This window comes from Acidovorax sp. GW458-11-26-14-TSB4 (genome assembly GCF_059423865.1).
This window is the reverse complement of sequence record NZ_JBWKYR010000007.1, coordinates 68,858-93,101: the sequence shown is the minus strand read 5'-3', so window position 1 is coordinate 93,101 and position 24,244 is coordinate 68,858. Positions and strand designations below refer to the sequence as shown.

Sequence of the window (24,244 nt, the reverse complement as noted above, 5' to 3'; positions counted from 1 at the left end):
AGCACGCCGGAGTCACGATTGCCCCACCTGAAGACGGCCCGGATCGGCGACATCGAGCAGCGCCTGCTGCTCGATGCGATCTACTACCGCTACCACTACGACTTCCGCGGCTATGCGCAGGCCTCGCTCAAGCGGCGCCTGCAGGCGGCGCTGTCGCGCTTTGGCTGCCAGACGCTGTCGCAGCTGCAGGACAAGGTGCTGCACGATGCCGCCATTTTCCCGGCGCTGCTCGAATACCTCACGGTGCAGGTCAGCGAGATGTTCCGCGATCCGCGCTACTTCAAGGCGCTGCGCGAGCAGGTGATCCCCATCCTGCGCACCTACCCCTCGCTCAAGGTCTGGGTGGCCGGCTGCAGTACGGGCGAGGAGGTGTATTCGCTGGCCATCCTGCTGCACGAGGAAGGCCTGCTCGAGCGCACCATCATCTATGCCACCGACATCAACCAGCAGGCCCTGCAGGCGGCCGAAGCCGGCGTGTTCGAGCTCTCGCGCGTGGCCGCCTTCACCGAAAACCACGTGCGCTCGGGCGGCAAGAGTTCGCTGTCGGATTACTACTCCGCCGGCTATGGACGGGTGGTGTTTGATCGCGCGCTGCGCAAGCAGGTGGTGTTCTCCGACCACAGCCTGGCCACGGACACGGTGTTCGCCGAAGTGCACCTGGTGTCCTGCCGCAACGTGCTGATCTACTTCGAGCGTGAGCTGCAGAACCGGGCGCTCGGCCTGTTCAAGGAAGCGCTCTGCCACCGCGGCTTTCTGGGCCTGGGCTCCAAGGAGTCGATGCGCTTCACCGAGCAGGCCCCGGCTTTCGACGATTTTGTGCTGGAAGACCGCATCTACCGCAAGAAGGTGGGCACATGACGGCCGCTACACGGCACCCGCCCGGCGCGCGCAGGTTCGATGCCATCGTGATCGGGGGCTCGGCGGGCGCCATCGATGCGATCTCCACCATCCTGCCGGCGCTGCAGTCGCAGATCCGCGCAGCGGTGCTGGTCACCCTGCACCTGCCGCGCGAGGCCCCGAGCCTGCTGCCCGAGATCTTTCGCCCGCGCTGCGCGCTGCGCACGGCCGAAGCGCAGGACAAGGAGCCCATCGAGGCGGGTACCGTGTACTTCGCCCCGCCCGACTACCATCTGCTGGTGGATGCCGGACCACGGCTGGCGCTCTCGGTGGACGAGCCCGTGCACTTCTCGCGGCCATCCATCGACGTGCTGTTCGAGTCGGCGGCGGATACCTATGGCGAGCGCCTGCTCGGTATGCTGTTGTCCGGCGCGAACCAGGACGGCGCGCGCGGCATGGCCGCCATCGGCGCCGCCGGGGGTCTGTGTGTCGTGCAGGCCCCCGCGAGCGCTGCCATGTCCACCATGCCGCAGTCCGCGCTGGACCTGATGGCGCCACACCATGTCCTGACCCCTTCGGAGATCGCGTCCCTGTTGGCCGACCTGCAAATGCGGAGAATCCTGTGAGCCCCACCCTGCACCCCCAGCCACTGCCGGCCGAGCGCATCAAGTGCCTGGTGGTGGACGACGTGCCCGAAAACCTCGTGGCAGTGGAGGCATTGCTGCACAGCGACGGCATCGAGGTGCTCAAGGCCCAGTCGGGGCCCGAGGCGCTGGAGCTGCTGCTGCAGCACGGCGACGTGGCACTGGCTTTGCTGGACGTGCAGATGCCCGAGATGAACGGTTTCGAGCTGGCCGAGCTGATCCGCGGCAGCGAGCGCACGCGCCACATCCCACTGATCTTCATGACCGCCGGTTCGCGCGACCAGAACTGGCAGTTCCGTGGCTACGAGACCGGGGCCGTGGATTTCCTGTACAAGCCCATCGACCCGCAGGTGCTGACGTCCAAGGCGAATGTGTTCTTCGAGCTGTTCCGCCAGAAGCGCGCCCTGGCGCGCGAACTGCGCGAGCGCACCGAGGCGCTGCGCATCAACGAGATGTTCATGGCCGTGCTCAGCCACGACCTGCGCACGCCGCTGATGTCCATCGGCGCGGCCGCCACCGCGCTGCAGCGCCAGCCGCTGCCAGCCGACAAGGCGCAGGCCCTGGCCGGGCGCGTGCTCAGCAGCAGCCAGCGCATGGGGCGCATGATCGAGGACCTGCTGGACGTGACGCGCATCCGCCAGGGCGGCGGCCTGGCGATGCGCATGGCCCCGGTGGATCTGCTGGCGGTGCTGCAGCGCTCGCTGCAGGAGATACGCACGGGCTTTCCCAACCATGTGATCCGCACCAGCGACCAGGGGAACCTGGCCGGCGTGGGAGACGAGGAACGCTTGTGCCAGCTGGCCATCAACCTCATCGGCAATGCGGTGCACCACGGCGATCCCGCGGTGGCGATCCATGTGGCCCTGGATGGCACCGACCCGCAGACCCTGGCCCTGACGGTGACCAACGGCGGCACCATTCCGCCCGCACTGCTGCCGCAATTGTTCAGCCCCTTCCGGGGGCGTGACCAGGCGCCAGGGCGCCACCAGGGCCTGGGGCTGGGCCTGTTCATCGTGCAGCAGATCGTGCGCTCGCACGGCGGCCGTATCGATGTGCAGTCCGAAGACGGCACCACGCGCTTTCATGTGGTGTTGCCGCGCCACCCCACGGCAGCAGGCTGACCGGCCGCCCTGGCCCGCGCGCGGCGGACCTGCGGGGCCGGATCAGCGCCCGGCGGGCGAGGTGTCTAGCGAGGCCTGCACCTGGAGCAGCAAGGTCTCCAGGTCTTCGAGTTCGAACGGCTTCATCAGCGTGCGCACGTTGGGCCCCCAGGCCGAAGGGTGGCTGCCCAGGTCGTAGCCGCTGCACAGCACCACCCAGCGCCGGGGATCGGCCGCCAGTACCTGGCGCGCCAGGTCCGTGCCGGACAGCCCGGGCAGGCTCACATCGGTGACCAGCAGATCGAAGCTGCCATCGCGCTCCAGCTCCAGCGCCTCTTCTGCCGTGGCACAGCTGGTGATCGTGCGCCCCTCCCCTTCCATCAGCATGCCGATGGTTTCCCGCAGTTCGGGGTTGTCCTCCACATAAAGGATTCGCATAGGGATGGTGTCGTGTTCTGGAAGGGCGGAGCGTGGCGGAAAAAGCACAATAGGAAACGCCAGTACGGATCATTTAGGAAAGCGCGGGCACCACCTGTAGGACGAGATGCCAATGCGGCAGGCTGCCCCGGAAGATAGGGCCCGCCAAAGGAACGGGGCCCTGCGGCCCCGTTCATCCAGCTCACTCCTCCAGCAGCGAGCGCAGCATCCAGGCGGTCTGCTCATGCACCGTGAGGCGCTGGGTCAGCAGGTCGGCGGTGGGTTCGTCGCTGGCCTTGTCGGCCAGCGGAAACAGGCTGCGCGCCGTGCGGGCCACGGCCTCATGGCCTTCGACCAGAACGCGCACCATGTCCAGGGCCTTGGGCGGCTTGCTCGGCGCATCGGCCACAGTGGCCAGCTTGCCGAAATCGGCATACGAGCCGGGAGCGGTGTGGCCCAGCGAGCGGATGCGCTCGGCGATCGGGTCCACGGCGTTCCACAGTTCGGTGTACTGCGCCATGAACATGGTGTGCAGGGTGTTGAACATGGGGCCCGTCACGTTCCAGTGGAAGTTGTGCGTGGTCAGGTACAGGGTGTAGGTGTCGGCCAGCAGGCGCGACAGGCCTTGCGCAATGGCGGCGCGGTCCTTTTCGCTGATGCCGATGTTGATGCTGGGGGCGGCGGGGGTCTTGGCGGCTTTGGCCATGGAGGCTCCTTCGTTGGAAACAAGCGATGGTCCGGCCCCCTCGCCCGGGCTCACGCCGGGCCAGGGGGCTGGGGTTCGCACCCAATGTAGCGCAAGCGCGAATCCCGTTACTGCATCTTGTCCAAATTGCCGATGCGCACCAGCATCTCGGTGAACATCTGCATGTCGGCATCCAGGTCCACGACTTCCTTGTACTCCTTGGCGTTGTGGGCCGTGTACTTCTTGCCCGGCATGGCGGGGCCGAAGTTGATGGCATTGGGCATGAGCTTGGCCGTGGTGCTGCCGGCAGTGGACACGGGTTTGGCTTCGAGGCCCGTCGTGTCGCCGAAGGTGTTGAGCAGCGTGGAGAGCCAGGCGCCCTTGGGGTCGCGCGCCATCCAGTTGCCCTGCTGGTGGTCGATGACCACCGGAACGGAGGCCTGGGCCGCCCAGTCGTTGATCTTGACCTTGCTGGCCTGCACCAGGTTTTCGGGCGTGCTGCCGCGCGGCATGCGCACGTTCACCAGCACGTCGACCATGCCATCCTTCTCGCGCACGAGGTTGGGCGACATGGTCAGCGGGCCCATGAAGTCATCGCTGTAGGCCATGCCGATGGTGCGGCCCAGGTAGTCCGTGCCATACAGTTCGGCGATGTAGCGCACGGCATTGGCATAGCCGGTGGGCGCCACCGCCACGCCGGATTCGCGCAGGAACAGCGCCAGGCGCGGCAGCGGGTTCACGCCCTCCTCGGGGCGCGAGCCGTGGGCCGAGGTGCCGGTGACCTTGATCTGCACGGCGCCGGACTCCTGCGCCACGTCAATCTTGAAGGCCCCGCCCTGCGGCGTGTACTTGGCGATGAAGGCGGCCTTGGCACTGTCCAGCTTGGCCGCCACGGCAGCCAGGTCACCGCCCTGCAGGCGCATCGTGGCGGTCTGCGGAACCGCGTTGGTGGACGCGGCGCCGGTCATGGAGGTGATGGCCGTGTAGCCGGCCGGCGCATCCTGCAAGGGGAACGAGGCGCGCAGCGCGCCGGAGCCCTTTTCGGCGACCACGGCCGGGTACTTGCTGTCGAGCACGATGTTGTACTCGGGCAGTTCGGTCTTGGTGCGGTAGTACTTCATGGCATCGCCACCGGTCTCTTCGGTGGTCTCGATCATGAGGCGGATGGTGCGCGACAGCGGCAGTCCGCTTTCCTTGACGGCCTTCATCGCATACAGCACGGTGGCGATGGAGCCCTTGTCGTCGATGGAGCCGCGGCCGTACAGGTTGCCACCCACGCGCGTGAGCTTGAAGGGGTCCAGGCGCGTGCCGTCGTCCAGCACCCATTCGTCGGCCACCACGGGCACCACGTCGGCGTGCGTGAGGATGCCGAATTCTTCCTTGCCGCTGCCGGGCAACTTCACTTCGAAGATGCGGTTGTCCACGTTGCGGTATTCCAGGCCGAACTCCTTGGCCATGCCTTCGACCAGGGCGCCGAAGGCGATGATGGCCTTGTCCTCGTGCGGCGGCACCTTGTCATTGCGGAAGGTGGGGATGGCGACCATGCGCGCCGTGGCGTCGATCACCGCCGCCTGGTTGCGCAGGCGGTTGTACAGGCCGAGCAGGCGGCTGATGTTGACCAGGTCGTCCCCGGCCAGCGGGGCCTTGGCCTTGTAGGCGGCAACGCTCGCCTGCAGCAGCGGGTTCTCACGCGCAGCCTGCGCGATGAAGTCGTCAAAGCTGCCCTGGGCCGCTGCGGGCAGCGCCGCCACCAGGCGGTCCATCTGGGCCTTCTTGATCGTGGCTGCCTGCGGCGCATCGGTCGTCGTCACGCTGGAGCAGGCTGCCAGGCCCACGGCAAGGCCAGCGGCCATCAAAATCTTCTTCATCTCTGTAGCTTTCCTAGGGAATGGGGGAGCGCGGGACAGGCGCGGGTGGCATGTGGCGCCAACCCGCAGCACCGGCGCCGCGGTACGGGAGCGCCGGCGGGGCAGGACCCCGCGCGGCGAAAGTGTATCGCCGCCGGCCCCCAGCGCGCCAGCAGCAAGGGTTGTCAGGACAACCGCGTTACGCCCGGCAATTCGCAGGCATAGATCGCATTGCGCAGCGCGGCAATGGCCTCGTAGCGCGTGAAGCTGCGGCGCCAGGCCAGCACCACGCGGCGCATGGGCGGCGGGCTGCCGTCGTCTTCGCGGATGGGGACGTAGCGGATGTAGTTCTCGTCGCTCTTGCGCCGGCGCGACACCGTGAGCAGCGCATCGCGTGGCACCGACAGGCGCGGCACCAGGGTGACACCCATGCCGGCGGCCACCATGTGCTTGATGGTTTCGAGCGAGGAGCCCTCGAAGGACTTGCGGATGCCTTCGGCATTGCTGGCAAAGCGCGCGAATTCGGGGCACACCTCCAGCACATGGTCGCGAAAGCAGTGGCCCGCGCCCAGCAGCAGCATGGTCTCGCTCTTGAGTTCGGCGGCGGAGATGGATTTTTGCGTGCCCAGCGGGTGGTTGGCCGGCAGGGCCGCCATGAAGGGCTCGTCGTACAGCGGCGCCATGGCCAGGCCGGTGTCGGGGAAGGGCTCGGCCAGGATGGCGCAGTCGATCTCGCCGGTGCGCAGCATTTCCAGCAGCTTGACGGTGAAGTTCTCCTGCAGCATCAGCGGCATCTGCGGGGTGCGGGCAATGGAGTGGCGCACCAGGTCGGGCAGCAGGTAGGGGCCGATGGTGTAGATCACGCCCAGGGTCAGGGGGCCGGCCAGCGGGTCCTTGCCGCGCTTGGCGATTTCCTTGATGGCGGCGGCCTGTTCCAGCACGCTCTGCGCCTGGCGCACGATTTCCTCGCCCAGGGGCGTGACGGTGACTTCGCCTGCGCTGCGCTCGAACAGCTTCACATCGAGTTCTTCCTCGAGCTTCTTGATGGCCACCGACAGCGTGGGCTGCGACACATAGCAGGCATCGGCAGCGTGGCCGAAGTGCTTTTCGCGCGCCACCGCGACGATGTATTTGAGTTCGGTGAGGGTCATGGAGATTCCAGACGGGTTGACCCTGCATTGTGCAGCGCCGCGCGCCTCACCGCCCAGTACGCCACGCCAGCGCGGTGCAGCACCAGGGCAACGAGCAGGGCCAGCACCGCGCCGATCACCACCGGCAGGGGTGCGGCATACCGGCTGGCGGCCAGCGCGTCGTCGAAAACCAGCGCGCGCAGCGACTCCAGCGCCACCAGCAGCAATGCCGCCCACCCCAGTGCCAGAACCAGGTGCGGCCAGAGCGCGGGCACGGGTCTGCCCGCTCCCGTTCGGCGCTGCTGCCATGCCGCCAGCCCCAGGTGCAAGGCCAGCACCAGGGGCGCCAGCAGCAGGCCCGCCCACCAGAAGGTGTCGATGGCGGAAGCCTGCAGCGCACCGATGTCCCAGCGCCGCAGGAAAGGCAAGGCAGCGAAGATGGAGCACAGCGCCATCCACTGGGTCAGCAGCACGGCCAAACCGGCCAGCGCGCCCGCCAGGCCGGCCCGGTCCCAGCGCGCCATGCAGCGCACGCGGACGCCGGCTGCGCGGGCGAGTTCCACCACGGCGGCCTGCTCGCCCGCGCGCGCCTCGGGGGTGGCGGCCTGCCAGGTGTCCCAGGGAATGGCATAGGCTTCCACCGAGCCGGGGCGGTGCAGGCGCAGGCCTGTGGGGTCCACGGACAGCACGCTCCACCAGCTCCAGCGCGAGCGCGCTTCGTGGCGCTCACTGCCATCGGGCCCCTCCACGCGGTAATGCAGGCATTCGGCGCAGGCCTCCCACCGGGCCCGGTCGCCGGCAAACGCGTAGCGGCGCAGGTTGGCCTGCAGCATGGACGGGTAGGCCTGCGAGGATGCGAGGGCGATCAGCACCAGGAACATCAGCATCGCGGGCAGATGGGTGAGAAAGCTGCCCCAGCCGGAGAGCACCGACAGGATGCCCCAGGGCGAGAACATCAGCGCCACCAGCACTGTCATGAGCAACGGGGCCATGAAGCGCAGGCCGGCCGGGCGGTCCAGGTGGGCCAGGCGCACGGCGGCAGCGAGGTAGGCGGGGTCGCGCACCCACTGGGCGCTGGGGTTGGGTGAAGTGTCCATGTCATGCCTTGAGGTAGTCGGATTTCCCCCCTAGCCAGCGCATGACGTGGCGTTCGGCCAGTTCGGCATGGCGGTCCAGCATCACGGGGGCCAGTTCGCGCGCCCATTCAAGCAGGTGGGTGTCGGTGGCCAGGTCGGCGAAACGCAGCAGCGCGTCGCCTGACTGCCGCGCGCCGAGGAATTCGCCGGGGCCGCGGATCTCCAGATCGCGCCGGGCGATTTCGAAGCCGTCGTTGGTCTCGGCCATGGCGCGCAGGCGTTCCTTGGCAGTCTCGCCCACGCGGCCACTGTCGTTGGTGGAGTAGAGCAGCACACAGGCCGATGCCGCCGCCCCCCGCCCCACACGCCCGCGCAACTGGTGCAGCTGCGACAGGCCGAAGCGCTCGGAGTGTTCGATCACCATCAGCGAGGCATTGGGCACGTCCACGCCGACCTCGATCACCGTGGTGCTCACCAGCACACCCATCTGCCCGCTGCTGAAAAGCGCCATCACTGCTTTCTTCTCGGCGGCCGGCATGCGCGAGTGCAGCAGGCCGACCATGACGCCGGGCAGGGCCTCGCTGAGGTCGGCATGGGTGGCCGTGGCATTGCTCAGGTCCAGGGCCTCGCTCTCCTCGATCAGTGGGCACACCCAGTAGACCTGCCGGCCGTCCGCCACCTGGGCGCCGATGCGAGCGATCACTTCGTCCTTGCGGCTATCGGCAATGAGTTTGGTGACGATGGGGGTGCGCCCTGGGGGTAGTTCATCGATGACGGAAACGTCCAGGTCGGCGTAGTAGCTCATCGCCAGGGTGCGCGGGATCGGCGTCGCGCTCATCATCAGCATATGCGGCTCCATCCCCTGCGCGGCAAGCTTTTGCCTGAGTGACAAACGCTGCGCCACCCCGAAGCGGTGCTGCTCGTCGATGATGGCCAGCGCCAGGTTCTTGAAGCGCACCTGGTCCTGGATCACGGCATGCGTGCCCACCACCAGGGCGGCCTCGCCGCTCTCCACCAGGGCCAGCATGGCAGTGCGGTCCTTTTTCTTTTGCCCTCCCACCAGCCAGGCCACCCGGCGGCCATGCGCGGCCAGCAGCGGCTCCAGCCAGCCGATCATCTTGGCGAAGTGCTGCTCGGCCAGGATTTCGGTGGGCGCCATCAGCGCGCACTGCCAGCCGGCGTCCATGGCGATGGTGGCGGCCAGCGCGGCGACCACTGTCTTGCCCGAGCCCACGTCACCCTGCAGCAGGCGGTGCATGGGCACCCGGCGGGCCAGGTCCTGGGCGATCTCCTGCCCCACGCGCCGCTGGGCGGCGGTCAGATCGAAGGGCAGCACGGCCATGAGCTGCTCGTGCAGGGGCAACACACCGCGTTCCGCCTTGCGTGGGCGCAGCACCGGGGCGCGCAGCCGGTCGCGCTCGCGCCGCGACTGCTGCTGAGACAGCTGCTGGGCCAGCAGTTCCTCGGCCTTCAGGCGCTGCCAGGCCGGGTGGCTGTGGTCCTCCAGGGTGGACAGCGACACGTCGGGCGTGGGATGGTGCAGGAACTGTAGCGCTTCGCGCAGGTTGAACGCGCGGTAGCTGCCGCCGTCGCGCCGGAACACCGCGTAGGGTGGCTCCGTACCCGGGGGCAGGGTTTCCGACAGGTCCACCCGGTGGAGCGCACTGACCACCGCCTTGCGCAGGTAGGGCTGCGGCAGGCCTGCCGTGGTGGGGTAGACGGGCGTGAGGGCGGCGGGCAGTTCGCCGCCGGCCTGGCGGAAGGCCGGGTGCAGCATCTGCCGCCCCCAGAAGCCGCCCTTGACCTCGCCGCGGATGCGCAGGCGGGCGCCCACGGCCATGGTTTTCTGGTGCGAAGGGTAGAAACTGAAAAAGCGCAGCTCGCAGGAGCCCGAGGCATCCTCGACCTGCACCAGCAGCTGGCGGCGCGGGCGCAGCTGCACCTCGCAGGCCGTCACGGTGGCTTCGATCTGCACCATCTGCCCATCGCGCGCACTGGACAGCGGCGTGATGCGGGTTTCATCCTCGTAGCGCAGCGGCAGGTGCAGGGCCAGATCGATGTCGCGCACGAGACCCAGCTTGTGCAGTGCCTTTTGCGCAACACTGGCGGTAGAGGGTGCCCTGGGAGCGGCGGGCGTTGTGTTCAAGGGTTATCCGGAAATACGAAGGATTCGGGGGCCAAAAAGGCTAACATGGTTACTGTTTATTACCTGGTTTTGGCAGGCCCTGGCGATCTGGACAGTTTCCATGCTCAAGCGCATCAGTATTCAGCATCTCACGTTGGGCATGTACCTGCACGACTTCTGCGGCTCGTGGATGGACCATCCATTTTGGCGCGCCAAATTCGTTCTCAAGGATCCCAAGGACCTGGCGCGCATCAAAAGCACGAGCATCGAGGAGGTGTGGATCGATACCTCCAAGGGCCTGGACGTGGCGGCGGGGGTGCGTTCCGTTTCGCGCGAGGAAGCCGACATCCAGGTGGAAACGGATTTCAGCATGCTGGAGAACCTGCCGCCCCTGGTGGTCGATCCTCCTCCGCCTCCGGCCCCCGCCCGGCGCCAGTCCCGCGGCAAGGCCCCTGCCAGCATGCACAGCGAACTGCTGGCGGCCGCCTCGATCTGCGGCGAAGCCAAGCAGGCCATGGTCTCCATGTTCAAGGAGGCGCGCATGGGCAAGGCCGTGAACCCGGAGAACGCGCGCGGCCTGGTGGAGGAAATCTCGGACTCCGTCACGCGCAACCCGGGCGCGCTGATCAGCCTGGCACGCCTGAAGACGGCCGACGACTACACCTACATGCACTCGGTGGCCGTGTGCGCCCTCATGGTGGCGCTGGCCAAGCAGATCAACCTCAATGAAGAGCACACCCGCAGCGCCGGCATGGCGGGGCTGCTGCATGACCTGGGCAAGGCGGCCATTCCGCTGGCCGTGCTCAACAAGCCGGGCAAGCTGACCGATGCCGAGTTCGCCGTGGTCCAGAGCCATCCGGCCGAAGGCTATGAGATGCTCAAGGAAGGCGGAGCCGTGGAGGATGCCGTGCTCGACGCCTGCCGCCACCACCATGAGAAGATGGATGGCTCGGGCTATCCCGACAAGCTCAAGGGCGACCAGATCAGCCTGATCGCGCGCATGACCGCCATCTGCGATGTCTACGACGCCATCACCTCCGACCGGCCCTACAAGTCTGGCTGGGATCCGGCCGAATCGCTGCGCCGCATGGCCGAGTGGACCAAGGGCCATTTCGACCCCCGGCTGTTCCAGGCCTTCGTCAAGAGCATTGGCATCTACCCGGTGGGCTCGCTGGTGCGCCTGAGCTCCGGGCGCATCGGCGTGGTGACCGAGCAGGGCGCGCAGTCGCTGACCTCGCCCAAGGTCAAGGTCTTCTTCTCGACCAAGTCGGACCTGCGCATTCCGCCCGAGGTGGTGGACCTGGCGATCCCCGGCAGCACGGAGAAGATCGTGGCGCGCGAGGACCCGGAGAAGTGGAAATTCCCGGACCTCAACGAGCTGTGGTCCGGATTTTCCGGACAGGCCTGGTAGGCCGCCCGGACGTGGGAAAATAGCGCCCCTGTTTTTCCCAACTTGGTACGGGCCCGTCCGGCCCTCAAGCTTCCATGACCGTTTCCAGCACGCCTGCGGCCCCGCGCCATTTCACGCTCAGCGATTTCGACTTCTCGCTGCCCCCCGAACTCATTGCCCAGCACCCCGCCGCCGAGCGCAGTGCGTCGCGCCTGCTCGATGGCCGCGCCGCGGACCCGGTGGACCGCATCTTCCACGAACTGCCCGGCCTGCTGCAGCCGGGGGACCTGCTGGTTTTCAACGACACGCGCGTGGTCAAGGCACGCATCTTTGGCGAGAAGGCCAGCGGCGGCAAGCTGGAACTGCTGATCGAGCGCGTGCTGTTGGGCAACGAGGTCGTGGCCCACATGAAGGTCAGCAAGAAGCCTCTGCCCGGCGCCGTGGTGCACATGGCGGGCGGCCTGCACGGCGGCGGCTTCAACGCCACGCTGCTCTCGCGCTGGCCCGGCGAGGACGGCCCGCTGTTCCGCTTTGCGCTCGAAGGGCCGGCCGGCGAAACGCCGCACGACCTGATGGAGCGCCACGGCCATCTGCCGCTGCCGCCCTACATCGAGCGCCAGCAGAATGCCGAGCACGACCCCGATGCGGCCGAGGACGCGCAGCGCTACCAGACCGTGTTCGCGCGTGCGCCCGGTGCCGTGGCCGCCCCGACGGCGGCGCTGCACTTCGACGAGGGCGTGCTGGCGGCCCTGGCCGAACGCGGCGTGGAGCGTGCCAGCGTGACCCTGCACGTGGGTGCCGGCACCTTCCAGCCCGTGAAGACCGAGAACCTGGCCGAGCACCAGATGCACAGCGAGTGGTACGAGGTACCGCTGGCCACGCTGGCAGCGCTGGAGCGCTGCCGCCAGCGCGGCGGCCGGGTGGTGGCGGTGGGCACGACCACGGTGCGCACCCTCGAATCCTGGGCGCGCAGCGGCCAGGCCTCGGGCGATACCAACATCTTCATCACCCCGGGCTTCGCCTTCCAGGTGGTGGACCTGCTGCTCACCAACTTCCACCTGCCCAAAAGCACGCTGATGATGCTGGTGAGCGCCTTTGCAGGCTACGAGCGCATCCAGGCCATCTACCGCCACGCCATTGCGCAGCAATACCGCTTCTTCAGCTACGGCGACTCGATGCTGCTGGAACGCGAACGCACACCCCTCAGCAATTCGTGACGGCCGCGATGCGCGGGGCGGCCCCGACCTCCGGCAGGCGGTTGGCCGAAGGCAGGCGCACGCAGTAGACACCCGCCTCGCTCTCCACCCGGGTCACGCGGCCGGTGGCGTGGTTCTGCCACTCCTGTTCGGACATGGTGCCCAGAGCCCGCGGCGCCTGGCCTGCCGCCAGCGCGGCAGCCGATGGCGTGCCGTGGCGGCGCTGCCATTCCCGTTCCTGCCGCGCCGCACGGGCCACGCCCTCGGGGCTCCACTGCACGGGGGGCTCATCGCGGGCATCCGATGCAGGGGGCAAAGGAACGGGGATGGCCGCCATGCCGGGCCCGTTGCCCTCGGGCAATGCCAGCACGGCGGGCGGGGGAGCACTGCGGGCCTCGCGTGCCAGGCCGGTTGGCGGCCTGGCATCAGCTTGAACCGACCGGGGCGCTGCCGCCTCGGCCTGCGGGGCCGATGGTGGCGCCGTGATCCAGAGGATTTCCATGGACTGCCTGGGCTGTGGCACGGGCGCTCGCCTGGCCAGTTCGGAACCGAGCAGCCACCACAGCGCCGCCCCGTGCAGCAGCAGCGAAGCTGCCACCGCACTCCCCAGGCGCCAGCCCGGGCGGGAGCGGTCAGGGGGTGGCAGCGTCGCCATCGGCAGTACCGCCCTGTTGCGCCACCCAGGCCAACAGGTCGCCCGGCTGGCATTGCAGGTAGTCGCAGATGGCGGCCAGGGTCTCGAAGCGCACTCCCTTGACCTTGCCGCTCTTGAGCAGCGAGAGGTTGGCCTCGGTGATGCCCACGTGCGCCGCCAGGTCGCGCGATTTCACCTTGCGGCGCACCAGCATTTCATCGAGCGTGACGACGATGGGCACGGTGGCCACCTTTCCGGCGCATGCCCTGGTGTGAACTGAAAAGGCAAGGCGCCATTGCGTGCTCAGACAAATGCATGCGACTCCTCCTGCAGGCGCTGGCCCTCGGCCATCACATGGGCCAGCAGCAACATCATGAGCCCCACGATCAGCACGCTCATCTCGAACGAGCCCACCGACAGCGCCACCTGCCCGCCGCGCTGCCCCGAGGCCAGCCAGGACAGCAGCGCCGTCACCGCCGCGCCATGCACCAGCGAGGCCGCGAACATGGCGATGAAACCCCAGCCCACGCCACGAAAGCCGCGCACCACGGCAGCCCCGAACACCTCGCCGCGCAGGAAGGCGGTGCAGATGCGGTGCAGGCACCAGACGGTGAACAGCATGGCGGCGGTGGGCAGGCACTCGATGGCCAGGCCCGCCAGGCGCCAGGCCGCGTCGATCTGCGCGGGGACCCCGATGCCGACCTGCAGCGCCTGCGCAGGCAGCAGCATCTGCGCGAATGCGCCCGATTCACCCCGGCCGAGCAGCAGCCAGCGGGCCACGGAAAAGCAAACGCCCGCCAGGGCGCACAGCAGGGTCAGCGCATGCAGGCCGCGCGACAGCCGGCGGAAGGCCGGGCTCTGGATGGATGCCATGGTGATTGCCTCATGTTTTCTGTAAAACAATAACAATATTCTGCCATACAGAAATCAAAAAGCACACAGGCCAGCCCGGTGTGGGGGGCTGGCCTGTGGTGGAGGCAAACGGTCAGAACGCGACCGCCTGCCCGTCCTTGCGCGGGTCGGAGCCCGCGACATAGCTCTCGCCCTGGCGCAGTACGAGCTGTGCGCCACCGAAGGCGAAGACGCCATTGCCCTCTTCCACCGTGACCTCATGGCCGCGCGCGCGCAGCGCTGCCACCACGGCGGGGTCGAAGGCCGGTTCCACCGCCACGCCCTTGCCGCCCGTCACGCGCCAGCGCGGCGCATCGGCCGCAGCCTGGGGGTTCTGGCCGTAGCGCAGCACGCGCAGGGCCATCTGCAGGTGGCCCTGGGACTGCATGGGGCCGCCCATCACGCCAAAGGCCATCTGCGGCGTGCCGTCGGCATGCATGGCAAAAGCCGGGATGATGGTGTGCGAAGGGCGCTTGCGCGGCGCCACTTCGTTGGCATGGCCGGGCGCCAGGGTGAAGCCGTGGCCACGGTTCTGCAGGCTGATGCCGGTGCCCGGCACGACCACGCCCGAACCGAAGCCCATGTAGTTGGACTGGATGAACGAGACCATCATGCCCGAGGCATCGGCCGCCGCCAGGTACACCGTGCCGCCGGGGCGCGGCGTGCCGTGGCCAGGGTCGCCGGCCTGGGCGGCGTCGATCAGTTGCGCGCGCTGCTGAAGATAGGCCTCGTCGAGCAGGTCGCGCGGCGTCACCTTCTGCATGGCGTCCATGTCGGCGTTGTATTCGTGCAGATCGGCCAGCGCGAGCTTCATGGCCTCGATGCTGGCGTGCACCGTGTCCACGCTGTCCAGAGGCTGGCCGCCGATGCCATGGGATTCGAGCATGCCCAGCGCCATCAGCGTGGCGATGCCCTGGCCGTTGGGCGGAATTTCATGGACCACCGAATCGCCGAAGCGCTGGCTCACGGTGCCCACCCAGTCGGCCTGGTGCGATGCGAGGTCGTCCTCGGTCATGGCGCCGCCGTGGGCGCGGGCATGCGACACCATCTGGCGCGCGAGTTCGCCGCGGTAAAAGGCTTCGCCTTCGGTCTGGGCGATCAGCTCCAGCGTGCGCGCATGGGCCTCGCTGCGGAAGATCTCGCCGGCCCGTGGCGCGCGGCCACCGGGCATGAAGCATTCGGCAAAGCCCGGTTGGGCACCGAGCTTGGCGGCCCCCAGTGCCCACAGGCGGGCGATGGTGGGCGAGACGGGAAAGCCGTTGCGCGCGTAGTCGATGGCAGGTTCGGCCAGTTTCGCAAAAGGCAGCTTGCCCATGCGCCTGGACAGTGCCACCCAGGCCGAAACCGCGCCAGGCACGGTGACGGCGTTCCAGCCCAGCTCGGGCAGGCCGCCGCGCTCGGCGAAGTAGCCAGGAGTCCACGCGGCCGGCGAGCGGCCCGAGGCGTTGAGGCCATGCAGCTCCTTGCCATCCCAGACGATGGCGAAGCCGTCGCTGCCGATGCCGCAGCCCGTAGGCTCGACCACGGTGAGCGCCATGGCGGCGGCGATGGCCGCATCCACGGCATTGCCGCCGGCCAGCAGCATGCGCAGGCCGGCCTGCGCGGCCAGCGGCTGCGAGGTGGAGACCACATTGCGGCCCATCACGGCGCTGCGGTTCGATGCGTAGGGAAGGGTCCAGTCCAGGTCGTTGGTACGGTCGATCATCGGTGCGCTCACTCCAGGGCAATCTTGTGTTGGCGGATCACCGTGGCCCAGCGGGCGCTGTCGGCCTGCACCATGGCCGCGAACTTGGCGGGGGTGCTGGGCGCGGCAGGTTCCACGCCGAGCTTGGCCAGGCCTTCGGCCACTTCGGCCGACTGCATGGCCTTGGCAAAGGCCTTGTGCACACGGTCCACCAGCTCCGGCTTGGCGCCGGCAGGCAGGTAGACGCCGAACCAGGTCACCGAGGAGTAGCCGGGCAGGCCGGATTCGGCCATGGTGGGCAGCTCGGGCGCGAGCGCGCTGCGTTTTTCGCTGGTCACGGCCAAGGCGCGCAGGCGGCCGTTCTTGACGTGCGGCATGCCGGTGGGCAGGGAGTCGAACAGCACATGCGTCTGCCCGGCCACGAGGTCGGGGATGGCCAGCGCCGTGCCCTTGTAGGGCACATGCGTCATCTCCACACCCGCCTGGGCGCTGAAGGCGGCCGCGTTCAGGTGCACGATGGTTCCGTTGCCGCTGGTGGCGTAGTTGAGCTTGCCGGGGTTGGCCTTGGCGTAGGTGATGAGTTCGCCGACGGTCTTCACGGGCAGCGAGTTGGTCACCAGCAGCACGCTGGGCGCGTCGGCCAGGTGGGCGACGGGCGTGAAGTCCTTGCGCGCGTCATAGGCCAGGCGCGGCATCAGGTGCGGCGAAATGGCATGCGTGCTGCTGGTGGTGAGCAGCAAGGTGTAGCCGTCGGGCTGCGCCTTGGCGGCTTCGGCGGAGCCGATGGTGCCGCCGGCACCGGGGCGGTTGTCCACCACCATCTGCTGGCCCAGGTCCTGCGCCACACGCTGCGCGACCACGCGCGCCACCAGGTCGGTGGCGCCGCTGGCCGGGAAGGGCACGATCACCCGCACAGGGCGGTCGGGCCACTGGGCCTGGGCGTGCGCGCCCACCGACCATGCCGCAAACCATGCCAGGCCCAACAGGCCACGGCGCAGGGACGAAAGACGCATACAAAGCACTCCAAAAAGGAAAGGGGGACACCGTCAAAACAGGCCCCATCTTAGGAATGTGGCAGTCGTATGACCACCACCAAATCAGCAAATGGCTTTGCCGCTACGGCAAAGCGCTTCGCTTTTTGAGATGATTGACGGCAAACCGACCTCACAGCCCCTCCCATGCGCGCCCAGCTTCTGCAAGACACCGCCCTGCGCTACTTCCTCGAAGTGGCGCAAAGCGGCTCGCTCACCGAGGCTTCGGCCCGGCTGCATGTGGCCGCCTCGGCCCTGAGCCGGCAGATCGCCGGGCTGGAATCGCAGCTGGGCACGGCGCTGTTCGAGCGCCACCCGCGCGGCATGGTGCTCACGGCGGCCGGCGAGATCCTGGCCACCCATGCACGGCGTACCGTGCTCGATGCAGAGCGCGCGCTCGGCGAGATCGGCGCGCTGCAGGGCCTGCGCGCGGGCCAGGTGCGGCTGGCCACCTCGGATGCGTTCGCCAACGAGCTGGTGCCCCGGCTGTGCGTGGAGTTCCAGCGCACGCACGCGGGCATCCAGTTCGAGGTGCAGTCCCTGCCCACGGCCCAGGTGCCCGATGCGGTGCGCAGCGGCGTGGCGGACATCGGCCTGTGCTTCAGCCGCGCACCGCACAAGGACATCGAGGTGGCCTACCGCCAGACCGCACCGGTGCTGGCCCTGGTGCCCCCGGGGCATCCCCTGGCCACTGCCGCGAGCGTGACCCTGGCCCGCATGGGCCAGTACCCGCTGGCCCTGCCGCCGCCCGAGACCACCATCCGCCAGATGGTCGATATCGTCTGCAGCCGCCAGGGACTGCAACTGGCGCCCGTCCTGGTGAGCAACCATGCCAAGACCATGCTCAACTTCGTGGCGAACGGGGGCGGGCTGTCGGTGTCCAGCGAGATCGCAGCGCGCCACCTGGTGGCCGCGGGTGCCATCGTGGCCCTGCCCATCAGCGACCAGGGCATGGACCTGCGCGACCTGGAGCTGCAGACCCTGGCGGGCCGCAGCCTGCCGGTGGCGGCACAGGCCTTTCTGGAGCTGCTCAAGGAGCGGCTGCCAGGTCCGTGGTGAGAGCCTTCAGGCCCGCCCTTCGTGCTGCTGGCGGAACTCGCGCGCCTTGCCGAAATGGCCGTTGCCGATGAAGGGCACGGGCGGGCGCAGCGCCGACAGCGGCGAAGGGTGGTTGGAAGTGAGCACCAGGTGCCCACGGTCGGCCGGGATCCACGCGCGCTTGGACTGGGCATGCGAACCCCAGAGCATGAACACCACGGGGCGCTCGCCCTCGGCCACGTGGCGGATCACGGCGTCGGTCAACTCCTCCCAGCCCTTGCCGGAGTGGCTGGCGGCCTGGCCCTCTTCCACCGTGAGGCCGGTGTTAAGCAGCAGCACGCCGTTCTTCGCCCATTTGACCAGGCTGCCGCCGGGCTCGGGCCAGGCCGGGAAGGCGGTGCCCAGGTCGCGCTGCATCTCCTTGAAGATGTTGCGCAGCGAGGGCGGCAACTGCACGCCCGGCGCTACGGAGAACGCCAGCCCCTCGGCCTGGCCCCGGCCGTGGTACGGGTCCTGGCCGAGGATGACCACGCGCACCTGCTCGGGCGGGGTCAGTTCCAGCGCACGCAGCGGCTTCGGGGGAAAGATGGCGGCGCCCGCATCCAGGCGCTGTTGCAGGTAGGCCAGCAGCGCCTTTCCGCGCGCGCCAGCAAAGAAGGCATCGACCAGCGGCTGCCAGCCGGGCGCCACGGGCCAGTCGGCCGGGTCGGCGCTTTGCAGTTGGGTGACGTCGGTCATCGGGGTAGCCAGCGTGTATCAGCCGAACAGCTTGGCCAGCGCCTCGCCGGGCTCCTTGGCACGCATGAAGGCCTCGCCCACGAGGAAGGCGTTCACGCCCGCATCGCGCATGGTCTTCACGTCGGCGGGCGACAGGATGCCCGACTCGGTGACCAGCAGGCGGTCGGCAGGCACGTTCTTCTGCAGGTCGAGCGTGGTCTGCAGCGACACCTCGAAGGTACGCAGGTTGCGGTTGTTGATGCCCACGAGCCGCGTCTTGAGCTTGAGCGCACGCTCCAACTCGGCGCCATCGTGCACCTCGACCAGCACGGCCATGTCCAGGCTCTTCGCGATGGCCTCGAAGTCGGCCATCTGCGCGTCGTCGAGGCTGGCGGCGATCAGCAAAATAGCGTCGGCGCCCATGGCCCGCGATTCGTAGATCTGGTAGGCATCGACCATGAAGTCCTTGCGCAGCACCGGCAACTGGCAGCTGGCGCGCGCCTGCTTGAGGTAATCCACGCTGCCCTGGAAGAACTGCTTGTCGGTCAACACCGAGAGGCAGGCCGCGCTCACCGTGCCATCGCCGTCGGCATAGCTCTGGGCGATATCGGCCGGAATGAAATCGGCGCGCAGCACGCCCTTGCTCGGGCTGGCCTTCTTGACCTCGGCGATCACGGCCGCCTGGCCTTTGGCGATCTTGGCGCGCAGCGAGCCCTCGAAGTCGCGCGTGAGCACGCGGCTCTCGGCATCGGCGCGCATGGCGGCCAGGGGCATGCGCTTGACGGCGGCGGCGACTTCTTCGTGCTTGACGGCAACGATCTTGTTGAGGATATCGGACATGTGAACACCAGATTGGGTAAAAGTGCCCTAGGGGCGGGGGCAGTATGGCAGTTCTGCACAGGGAAATGGTCAATGGACAGAGATCAAGCGGCCGCCCGAACGTCGAATCCCAAGGCGGCCCACCAGTTCATCCACGCACCGGTCGAGGGTGTCCATCTGCATAGACAGCGTTTCGGTGTCGGAGGACTGCAGTTCCACTGCGCACAGGGTCGCAATCGGACCCGCCGTTCTGTGGCGGAACTCGACGTCACAGGACAGGACCCCATGGTCCGGAGGGCCGGGGATGATGCCGATGGAATGCGCCGGGTCAAGTGGAATGGCCGGACCGCCCCGGGCTGGCTGCAGCGTGCGCCGGGGCATGTCCAGCACCCATTGCACCCGGTAAGTGAAATACCGCACCTGCCACCAGCACATTCCCAGGCCGCTGGCCACGACCAGCGCAATGCCCCACCAGGCGTTGGCGACTGCGGGTTGCAGGACGAGCAGCAGAACATAGCCCGTTCCCCAAACGAACAGGATGTTCCACGGAGGGGTCCAGGTGGACCTTTGGTGCACTCGCTCTGGCAGGTAGAGGCAGGCGTCCTCCCTCACGGCAGACGCAAGGTCGTTGACGTTGCGGAACATGCGACACCCTTGTGCTGCCATACCGTGCTGTAGGGATCAGGCCGCCAGCGCGTGCGTGCGCGCCACCAGCTGCTCCAGGCGTGCCAGCGCAGCCCCCGAGGCGATCACGGCGCGCGCCTTCTGCAGGCCATCGGCAACCGAGCTGGCCACGTTGGCGGCGTACAGGGCGGCGCCGGCATTCAGGCAGACGATGTCCTGTGCGGCGCCGGGCTCGCCCTTGAGCACGCCGATCAGCATCTCGCGCGACTGCTCGGGGGTGTCGACCTTGAGGGCGCGGTTGCTGGACATGGACAGGCCGAAGTCCTCGGGGTGGATCTCGTACTCGGTGATCTGGCCGTTCTTCAATTCACCCACCAGGGTGGCGGCGCCAAGGCTCACTTCGTCCATGCCGTCACGGCCGTAGACCACGAGTGCGTGCTCGGCGCCCAGGCGCTGCAGCGCGCGCACCTGGATGCCGACCAGGTCGGGGTGGAACACGCCCATGAGGATGTTGGGCGCGCCGGCCGGGTTGGTCAGCGGGCCCAGGATGTTGAAGATGGTGCGCACGCCGAGTTCGCGGCGCACGGGGGCCACGTTCTTCATGGCCGGGTGGTGGTTGGGCGCGAACATGAAGCCGATGCCGACTTCGGCGATGCACTGGGCAATCGCCTCGGGCGTGAGATTGATATGGATGCCAAGGGCCTCCATCACGTCGGCGCTGCCGCTCTTGCTCGACACGCCGCGCCCGCCGTGCTTGCTGACCTTGGCGCCGGCCGCGGCGGCCACGAACATGGAGCAGGTGGAGATGTTGAAGGTGTTGGCCCCGTCGCCGCCGGTGCCCACGATGTCCACCAGGTGCGTGCTGTCGGGCACGTACACCTTGGTGGAGAACTCGCGCATGACCTGGGCGGCGGCCGTGATCTCGCCGATGGTTTCCTTCTTCACGCGCAGGCCGGTGATGATGGCGGCGGTCATGACGGGCGAGAGCTCGCCGCTCATGATCAGGCGCATCAGGTGCAGCATCTCGTCGTGGAAGATTTCGCGGTGCTCGATGGTGCGCTGCAGCGCTTCCTGGGGGGTGATGGACATGGTGCGGTCTCCAGAATGGTTCTTTTCTTACGCGGAAGGCCGGTCCGAGAAGGCCAGCTTGAGGCCGAAGCCGATGAACATCGCCCCGGCGATGCGGTCGAGCCAGTGCATGCTGCGCTGCACGGCACCCACGCGGCGCGCCATCCAGCCGGCGGCCAGGGCCCAGCCCACGTTGACGGGAATGGCGTTGACGTTGAACAGCACCCCGAGCAGCACGAAAGCCAGGGCCTTGCTGTCCGTGCCCGGCGCGATGAACTGCGGCACAAAGGCCAGGAAGAAGATGGCCACCTTGGGGTTGAGCACATTCGTCCAGAAACCGCCCATGAACACACTGCGCAGTGAGACAGCCGTGGCCGGTGCCGCCTGCGCGGCCGCGATGGCAGCACCGCTGCCACCATCGCCCGAGGCCTTGGCGAACAGCATGCGCACGCCCATCCACAGCAGGTAGGCCGCGCCCACCCACTTGAGCACGGTGAAGGCCGTGGCCGATGCGGCCAGCAGCGCGCCCACGCCCACGGCAGCCGCGAAGATGTGCACGAAGCAGCCGGCCGTGATGCCCAGGCCCGCCACGATGCCCGCCCGCGTGCCCGAACGCAGCGCGTTGGAGACGATGTACAGCACATCCTGCCCCGGCGTCAGGTTGAGCAGCCAGCCAGCCGCGATGAACATCAGCAACTGGTGCGTCTCGATGATGTTCATGGACGGGGCTCCAGGAAGTTCTTGAGCATGGCATGGCCGTGCTCGGTGAGGATGCTTTCGGGGTGGAACTGCACGCCCTCGATGTCCAGCGTCTTGTGGCGCACGCCCATGATCTCGCCGTCATCGGTCCAGGCGGTCACGGCCAGCACCTCGGGGCAGGTGGCGCGCTCGATGGACAGGGAGTGGTAGCGGTTGACCGTGAACTGCTCGGGCAGGCCCGCGAACACGCCCTGCTGCGTGGTGGTGATGACGCTGGTCTTGCCGTGCATGAGTTGCTGCGCGCGCACGATGGTGCCGCCGAAGGCCGCGCCGATCGCCTGGTGGCCCAGGCACACACCCAGGATGGGCAGCTTGCCCGCGAAATGCTGGATCGCAGCCACCGAGATGCCCGCCTCTGCCGGCGAGCAGGGGCCGGGCGAGATCACCAGGCGGTCGAGCTGGCCGGCGGCCAGGCGCGCGGCGATCTCGTCCACCGTGATCTCGTCGTTGCGGTGCACCTCGACCTCGGCACCGAGCTCACCGAAGTACTGCACGATGTTGTAGGTGAAGCTGTCGTAGTTGTCGACCATCAAGAGTTTCATGCTGCGCTCCCTGCGGTCTGTGCGCCCGCGTCGCTGGCGTGCCCGGCGCGCAGGCGCGCGAACTCGCGGTGTTCATAGGCAATGGAGGCTTCCATGATCCCCCGGTAGATGGCTTCCAGCACGTCGGCCTGGCCGCCCTGGGCCAGGGCGCCTTCGCGCACCCGGTCCACGATGGCCTGGATACGCGCTTCGTCGCGCACCTGGGTGTCGCTTTGCTTGATGCGTGCGGCCTGGGTCATGTAGCCCGTGCGCTGCACCAAGAGCGGCACGAGGATGTCGTCGAGCGCGTCGATCTGGCGGCGCACGTCGGCCATGGTGGTGCAGTGCTGCACCTGGTCGATGGCCCGGCGCGTCATTCCAGCCCCTCCTCGACGAGTTCGGCGGCGCGCAGCAGGGCGCGGGCCTTGTGCTCGGTTTCCTTCCATTCGAGCTCGGGCACCGAATCGGCCACCACGCCGGCCGCGGCCTGCACGTAGAGCGTGCCGTTCTTGACGATGCCGGTGCGGATGGCGATGGCCACGTCCATGTCGCCGGCATAGCTCAGGTAGCCGCAGGCGCCGCCGTACAGGCCGCGCTTGGTGGGTTCGAGCTGGTCGATGAGCTCCATGGCGTGCACCTTGGGTGCACCGGTGAGCGTGCCGGCCGGGAAGGTGGCACGGAGCACATCGATGGCGGTCATGCCCTCGTTGAGGATGCCCTCGACATTGCTCACGATGTGCATCACGTGGCTGTAGCGTTCCACCGCGAAGGCTTCGGTCACCTTGACGGTGCCGGTCTTGGCGATGCGGCCGATGTCGTTGCGCGCCAGGTCGATCAGCATCACGTGCTCGGCGCGCTCCTTGGGGTCGTTGATGAGTTCGACCTCGGCCGCCTTGTCCTTCTCGGGCGTGGCACCACGCGGGCGCGTGCCGGCCAGTGGGCGGATGGTGATCTTCTGGCCGTCGGGCGTGCTCTCCTGGCGCACCAGGATCTCGGGGCTGGCGCCCACCACGTGGAAGTCGCCGAAGTCGTAGAAGTACATGTACGGCGAGGGGTTGAGCGAGCGCAGCGCACGGTACAGCGACAGCGGGCTTTCGGTGTAGCGCTTGTGGATGCGCTGGCCCACCTGCACCTGCATGAAGTCGCCCGCGGCGATCAACTCCTTGGCGCGGTCCACTGCGGCCAGGTAGTCGGCCTTGGCGAAGTCGCGCTGGGCCGGGTGGCTTTCGGTGGGTTTGACCACCGGGGCGCTCACCGAATACTTGAGCTGCTCTTTCAGCTCGCGCAGGCGCTTCTTGGCCTTGGCATAGGCCTCGGGCGTGGCCGGGTCGGCGTAGACGATGAGGTAGAGCTTGCCCGAGAGGTTGTCGATGACGGCCAGCTCTTCGCACTGCAGCAGCAGGATGTCGGGGCAGCCCAGGGTGTCGGGCGGGCAGGAGTTTTCGAGCTTCTTCTCGATATAGCGCACGGCGTCGTAGCCGAAGTAGCCGGCCAGGCCGCCGCAAAAGCGCGGCAGTCCGGGGCGCAGCGCGACCTTGAAGCGCTTCTGGTAGGCGGCAATGAAGTCGAGCGGGTTGCCTTCGGCGGTCTCGACCACCTGGCCATCGGTGACAACCTCGGTGCGCGCCGCGGCGCCGAAGCCGCTGGCGCGCAGCAGGGTGCGCGCGGGCAGACCGATGAAGCTGTAGCGCCCGAAGCGCTCGCCACCGACCACGGATTCGAGCAGGAAGCTGTGCTTGCCGCCCTCCTTGGTGCGCGCCAGCTTCAGGTAGAGCGAGAGCGGGGTTTCCAGGTCCGCAAAGGCCTCGGCCATGAGCGGGATGCGGTTGTAGCCTTCGCCGGCCAGGCTTTTGAATTCGAGTTCGGTGATCACGGGGAGTGCTCCCAGCTGTCGCAGCGTGTAGTCCCCGCCAATGGGCATTGGGGGCGCTGCGGTTCATTCAATCGGCCCTGAAAAGGGCCACGGGTGCACGCTGGGGCGGATCGCCCAGGTGCCATCAGGCGTTCAGGC

General features: G+C 68.1%; 25 protein-coding genes. 6 read left to right on the top strand and 19 right to left on the bottom strand.

Annotated elements, in window-relative coordinates; translation table 11 throughout:
* Nucleotides 1-18: 18 nt before the first annotated feature.
* From AC07X5_RS16350 to AC07X5_RS16340, 3 genes are read left to right on the top strand one after another with little or no spacing between them, the layout of a single operon-like run.
* Nucleotides 19-858, top strand: coding sequence for a CheR family methyltransferase (locus tag AC07X5_RS16350; protein ID WP_494771027.1), 840 nt, complete (start codon nt 19-21; stop codon nt 856-858).
* Entirely contained in the window at nt 855-1,463 is a 609-nt protein-coding gene (locus tag AC07X5_RS16345; RefSeq protein WP_494771026.1) for a chemotaxis protein CheB, read from the top strand. Before AC07X5_RS16350 ends, AC07X5_RS16345 begins: the two co-directional genes overlap by 4 nt.
* Nucleotides 1,460-2,602: a hybrid sensor histidine kinase/response regulator gene (locus AC07X5_RS16340; RefSeq protein WP_494771025.1), complete on the top strand. Its 1,143-nt coding sequence runs from the start codon at nt 1,460-1,462 to the stop codon at nt 2,600-2,602. The genes AC07X5_RS16345 and AC07X5_RS16340 overlap by 4 nt, the downstream gene beginning before the upstream one ends.
* A gap of 42 nt (nt 2,603-2,644) precedes the next feature.
* On the opposite strand, the gene AC07X5_RS16335 is transcribed toward AC07X5_RS16340, so the two are convergent.
* The 6 genes from AC07X5_RS16335 to recG form a co-directional block, all read right to left on the bottom strand.
* The gene (locus tag AC07X5_RS16335) at nt 2,645-3,019 is read right to left on the bottom strand and encodes a response regulator (RefSeq protein ID WP_409957609.1); all 375 of its coding nucleotides are present in this window, start codon (nt 3,017-3,019) and stop codon (nt 2,645-2,647) included.
* A gap of 181 nt (nt 3,020-3,200) precedes the next feature.
* Entirely contained in the window at nt 3,201-3,704 is a 504-nt protein-coding gene (locus tag AC07X5_RS16330) for a Dps family protein (protein WP_494771024.1), read from the bottom strand.
* 107 nt (nt 3,705-3,811) lie between these two features.
* The gene (locus tag AC07X5_RS16325; RefSeq protein WP_494771023.1) at nt 3,812-5,551 is read right to left on the bottom strand and encodes a dipeptidase; all 1,740 of its coding nucleotides are present in this window, start codon (nt 5,549-5,551) and stop codon (nt 3,812-3,814) included.
* Between the two features lie 164 nt (nt 5,552-5,715).
* A complete protein-coding gene (locus AC07X5_RS16320; RefSeq protein WP_184860221.1) occupies nt 5,716-6,681 on the bottom strand; it encodes a LysR substrate-binding domain-containing protein in 966 nt (321 codons plus the stop codon).
* Nucleotides 6,678-7,757 carry a hypothetical protein gene (locus tag AC07X5_RS16315; protein ID WP_494771022.1) on the bottom strand — a complete coding sequence of 360 codons (1,080 nt, stop codon included), beginning with the start codon at nt 7,755-7,757 and terminating at the stop codon, nt 6,678-6,680. Before AC07X5_RS16315 ends, AC07X5_RS16320 begins: the two co-directional genes overlap by 4 nt.
* 1 nt (nt 7,758) lies before the next feature.
* Entirely contained in the window at nt 7,759-9,882 is a 2,124-nt protein-coding gene (recG, locus tag AC07X5_RS16310; RefSeq protein ID WP_494771021.1) for an ATP-dependent DNA helicase RecG, read from the bottom strand.
* 100 nt (nt 9,883-9,982) lie between these two features.
* Here recG and AC07X5_RS16305 point away from each other — a divergent pair, with 100 nt between their 5' ends.
* Nucleotides 9,983-11,272, top strand: a complete 1,290-nt coding sequence (locus AC07X5_RS16305) for an HD-GYP domain-containing protein (RefSeq protein WP_494771020.1) — start codon at nt 9,983-9,985, stop codon at nt 11,270-11,272.
* Between the two features lie 74 nt (nt 11,273-11,346).
* Nucleotides 11,347-12,468, top strand: coding sequence for a tRNA preQ1(34) S-adenosylmethionine ribosyltransferase-isomerase QueA (gene queA, locus AC07X5_RS16300; RefSeq protein ID WP_494771019.1), 1,122 nt, complete (start codon nt 11,347-11,349; stop codon nt 12,466-12,468).
* Here queA and AC07X5_RS16295 read toward each other — a convergent pair.
* The 5 genes from AC07X5_RS16295 to AC07X5_RS16275 all read right to left on the bottom strand — a co-directional run bounded on the left by AC07X5_RS16295 (nt 12,455) and on the right by AC07X5_RS16275 (nt 16,669).
* Nucleotides 12,455-13,102, bottom strand: coding sequence for a hypothetical protein (locus AC07X5_RS16295; protein ID WP_494771018.1), 648 nt, complete (start codon nt 13,100-13,102; stop codon nt 12,455-12,457). The genes queA and AC07X5_RS16295 overlap by 14 nt on opposite strands.
* A complete protein-coding gene (locus tag AC07X5_RS16290; protein WP_494771017.1) occupies nt 13,080-13,322 on the bottom strand; it encodes a helix-turn-helix domain-containing protein in 243 nt (80 codons plus the stop codon). The genes AC07X5_RS16295 and AC07X5_RS16290 overlap by 23 nt, the downstream gene beginning before the upstream one ends.
* 62 nt (nt 13,323-13,384) lie before the next feature.
* Nucleotides 13,385-13,954 carry a DUF2975 domain-containing protein gene (locus tag AC07X5_RS16285; RefSeq protein WP_494771016.1) on the bottom strand — a complete coding sequence of 190 codons (570 nt, stop codon included), beginning with the start codon at nt 13,952-13,954 and terminating at the stop codon, nt 13,385-13,387.
* Between the two features lie 112 nt (nt 13,955-14,066).
* Nucleotides 14,067-15,677: a gamma-glutamyltransferase family protein gene (locus tag AC07X5_RS16280; RefSeq protein WP_494771015.1), complete on the bottom strand. Its 1,611-nt coding sequence runs from the start codon at nt 15,675-15,677 to the stop codon at nt 14,067-14,069.
* A gap of 8 nt (nt 15,678-15,685) precedes the next feature.
* Nucleotides 15,686-16,669, bottom strand: coding sequence for a Bug family tripartite tricarboxylate transporter substrate binding protein (locus tag AC07X5_RS16275; protein WP_409962870.1), 984 nt, complete (start codon nt 16,667-16,669; stop codon nt 15,686-15,688).
* Between the two features lie 165 nt (nt 16,670-16,834).
* Here AC07X5_RS16275 and AC07X5_RS16270 point away from each other — a divergent pair, with 165 nt between their 5' ends.
* The gene (locus AC07X5_RS16270) at nt 16,835-17,746 is read left to right on the top strand and encodes a LysR family transcriptional regulator (protein WP_494771014.1); all 912 of its coding nucleotides are present in this window, start codon (nt 16,835-16,837) and stop codon (nt 17,744-17,746) included.
* 6 nt (nt 17,747-17,752) lie between these two features.
* Here AC07X5_RS16270 and AC07X5_RS16265 read toward each other — a convergent pair whose 3' ends face one another.
* The 8 genes from AC07X5_RS16265 to trpE form a co-directional block, all read right to left on the bottom strand.
* On the bottom strand, nt 17,753-18,463 hold the full coding sequence (locus AC07X5_RS16265; protein WP_409962874.1) for a uracil-DNA glycosylase: 711 nt from the start codon (nt 18,461-18,463) through the stop codon (nt 17,753-17,755).
* An 18-nt stretch (nt 18,464-18,481) separates the two neighbouring features.
* A complete protein-coding gene (trpC, locus tag AC07X5_RS16260) occupies nt 18,482-19,282 on the bottom strand; it encodes an indole-3-glycerol phosphate synthase TrpC (protein WP_494771013.1) in 801 nt (266 codons plus the stop codon).
* A gap of 69 nt (nt 19,283-19,351) precedes the next feature.
* Nucleotides 19,352-19,906 carry a hypothetical protein gene (locus AC07X5_RS16255; protein ID WP_494771012.1) on the bottom strand — a complete coding sequence of 185 codons (555 nt, stop codon included), beginning with the start codon at nt 19,904-19,906 and terminating at the stop codon, nt 19,352-19,354.
* Between the two features lie 36 nt (nt 19,907-19,942).
* On the bottom strand, nt 19,943-20,974 hold the full coding sequence (gene trpD, locus AC07X5_RS16250) for an anthranilate phosphoribosyltransferase (protein WP_494771011.1): 1,032 nt from the start codon (nt 20,972-20,974) through the stop codon (nt 19,943-19,945).
* A 27-nt stretch (nt 20,975-21,001) separates the two neighbouring features.
* Entirely contained in the window at nt 21,002-21,673 is a 672-nt protein-coding gene (locus tag AC07X5_RS16245) for a LysE family translocator (protein WP_494771010.1), read from the bottom strand.
* Nucleotides 21,670-22,254, bottom strand: a complete 585-nt coding sequence (locus AC07X5_RS16240) for an aminodeoxychorismate/anthranilate synthase component II (protein WP_409962882.1) — start codon at nt 22,252-22,254, stop codon at nt 21,670-21,672. The genes AC07X5_RS16245 and AC07X5_RS16240 overlap by 4 nt, the downstream gene beginning before the upstream one ends.
* Complete coding sequence (locus AC07X5_RS16235) at nt 22,251-22,610, bottom strand: chorismate mutase (RefSeq protein WP_409962884.1); 360 nt, start codon at nt 22,608-22,610, stop codon at nt 22,251-22,253. The genes AC07X5_RS16240 and AC07X5_RS16235 overlap by 4 nt, the downstream gene beginning before the upstream one ends.
* Entirely contained in the window at nt 22,607-24,106 is a 1,500-nt protein-coding gene (gene trpE, locus AC07X5_RS16230; protein WP_494771009.1) for an anthranilate synthase component I, read from the bottom strand. Before trpE ends, AC07X5_RS16235 begins: the two co-directional genes overlap by 4 nt.
* Between the last annotated feature and the right edge of the window lie 138 nt (nt 24,107-24,244).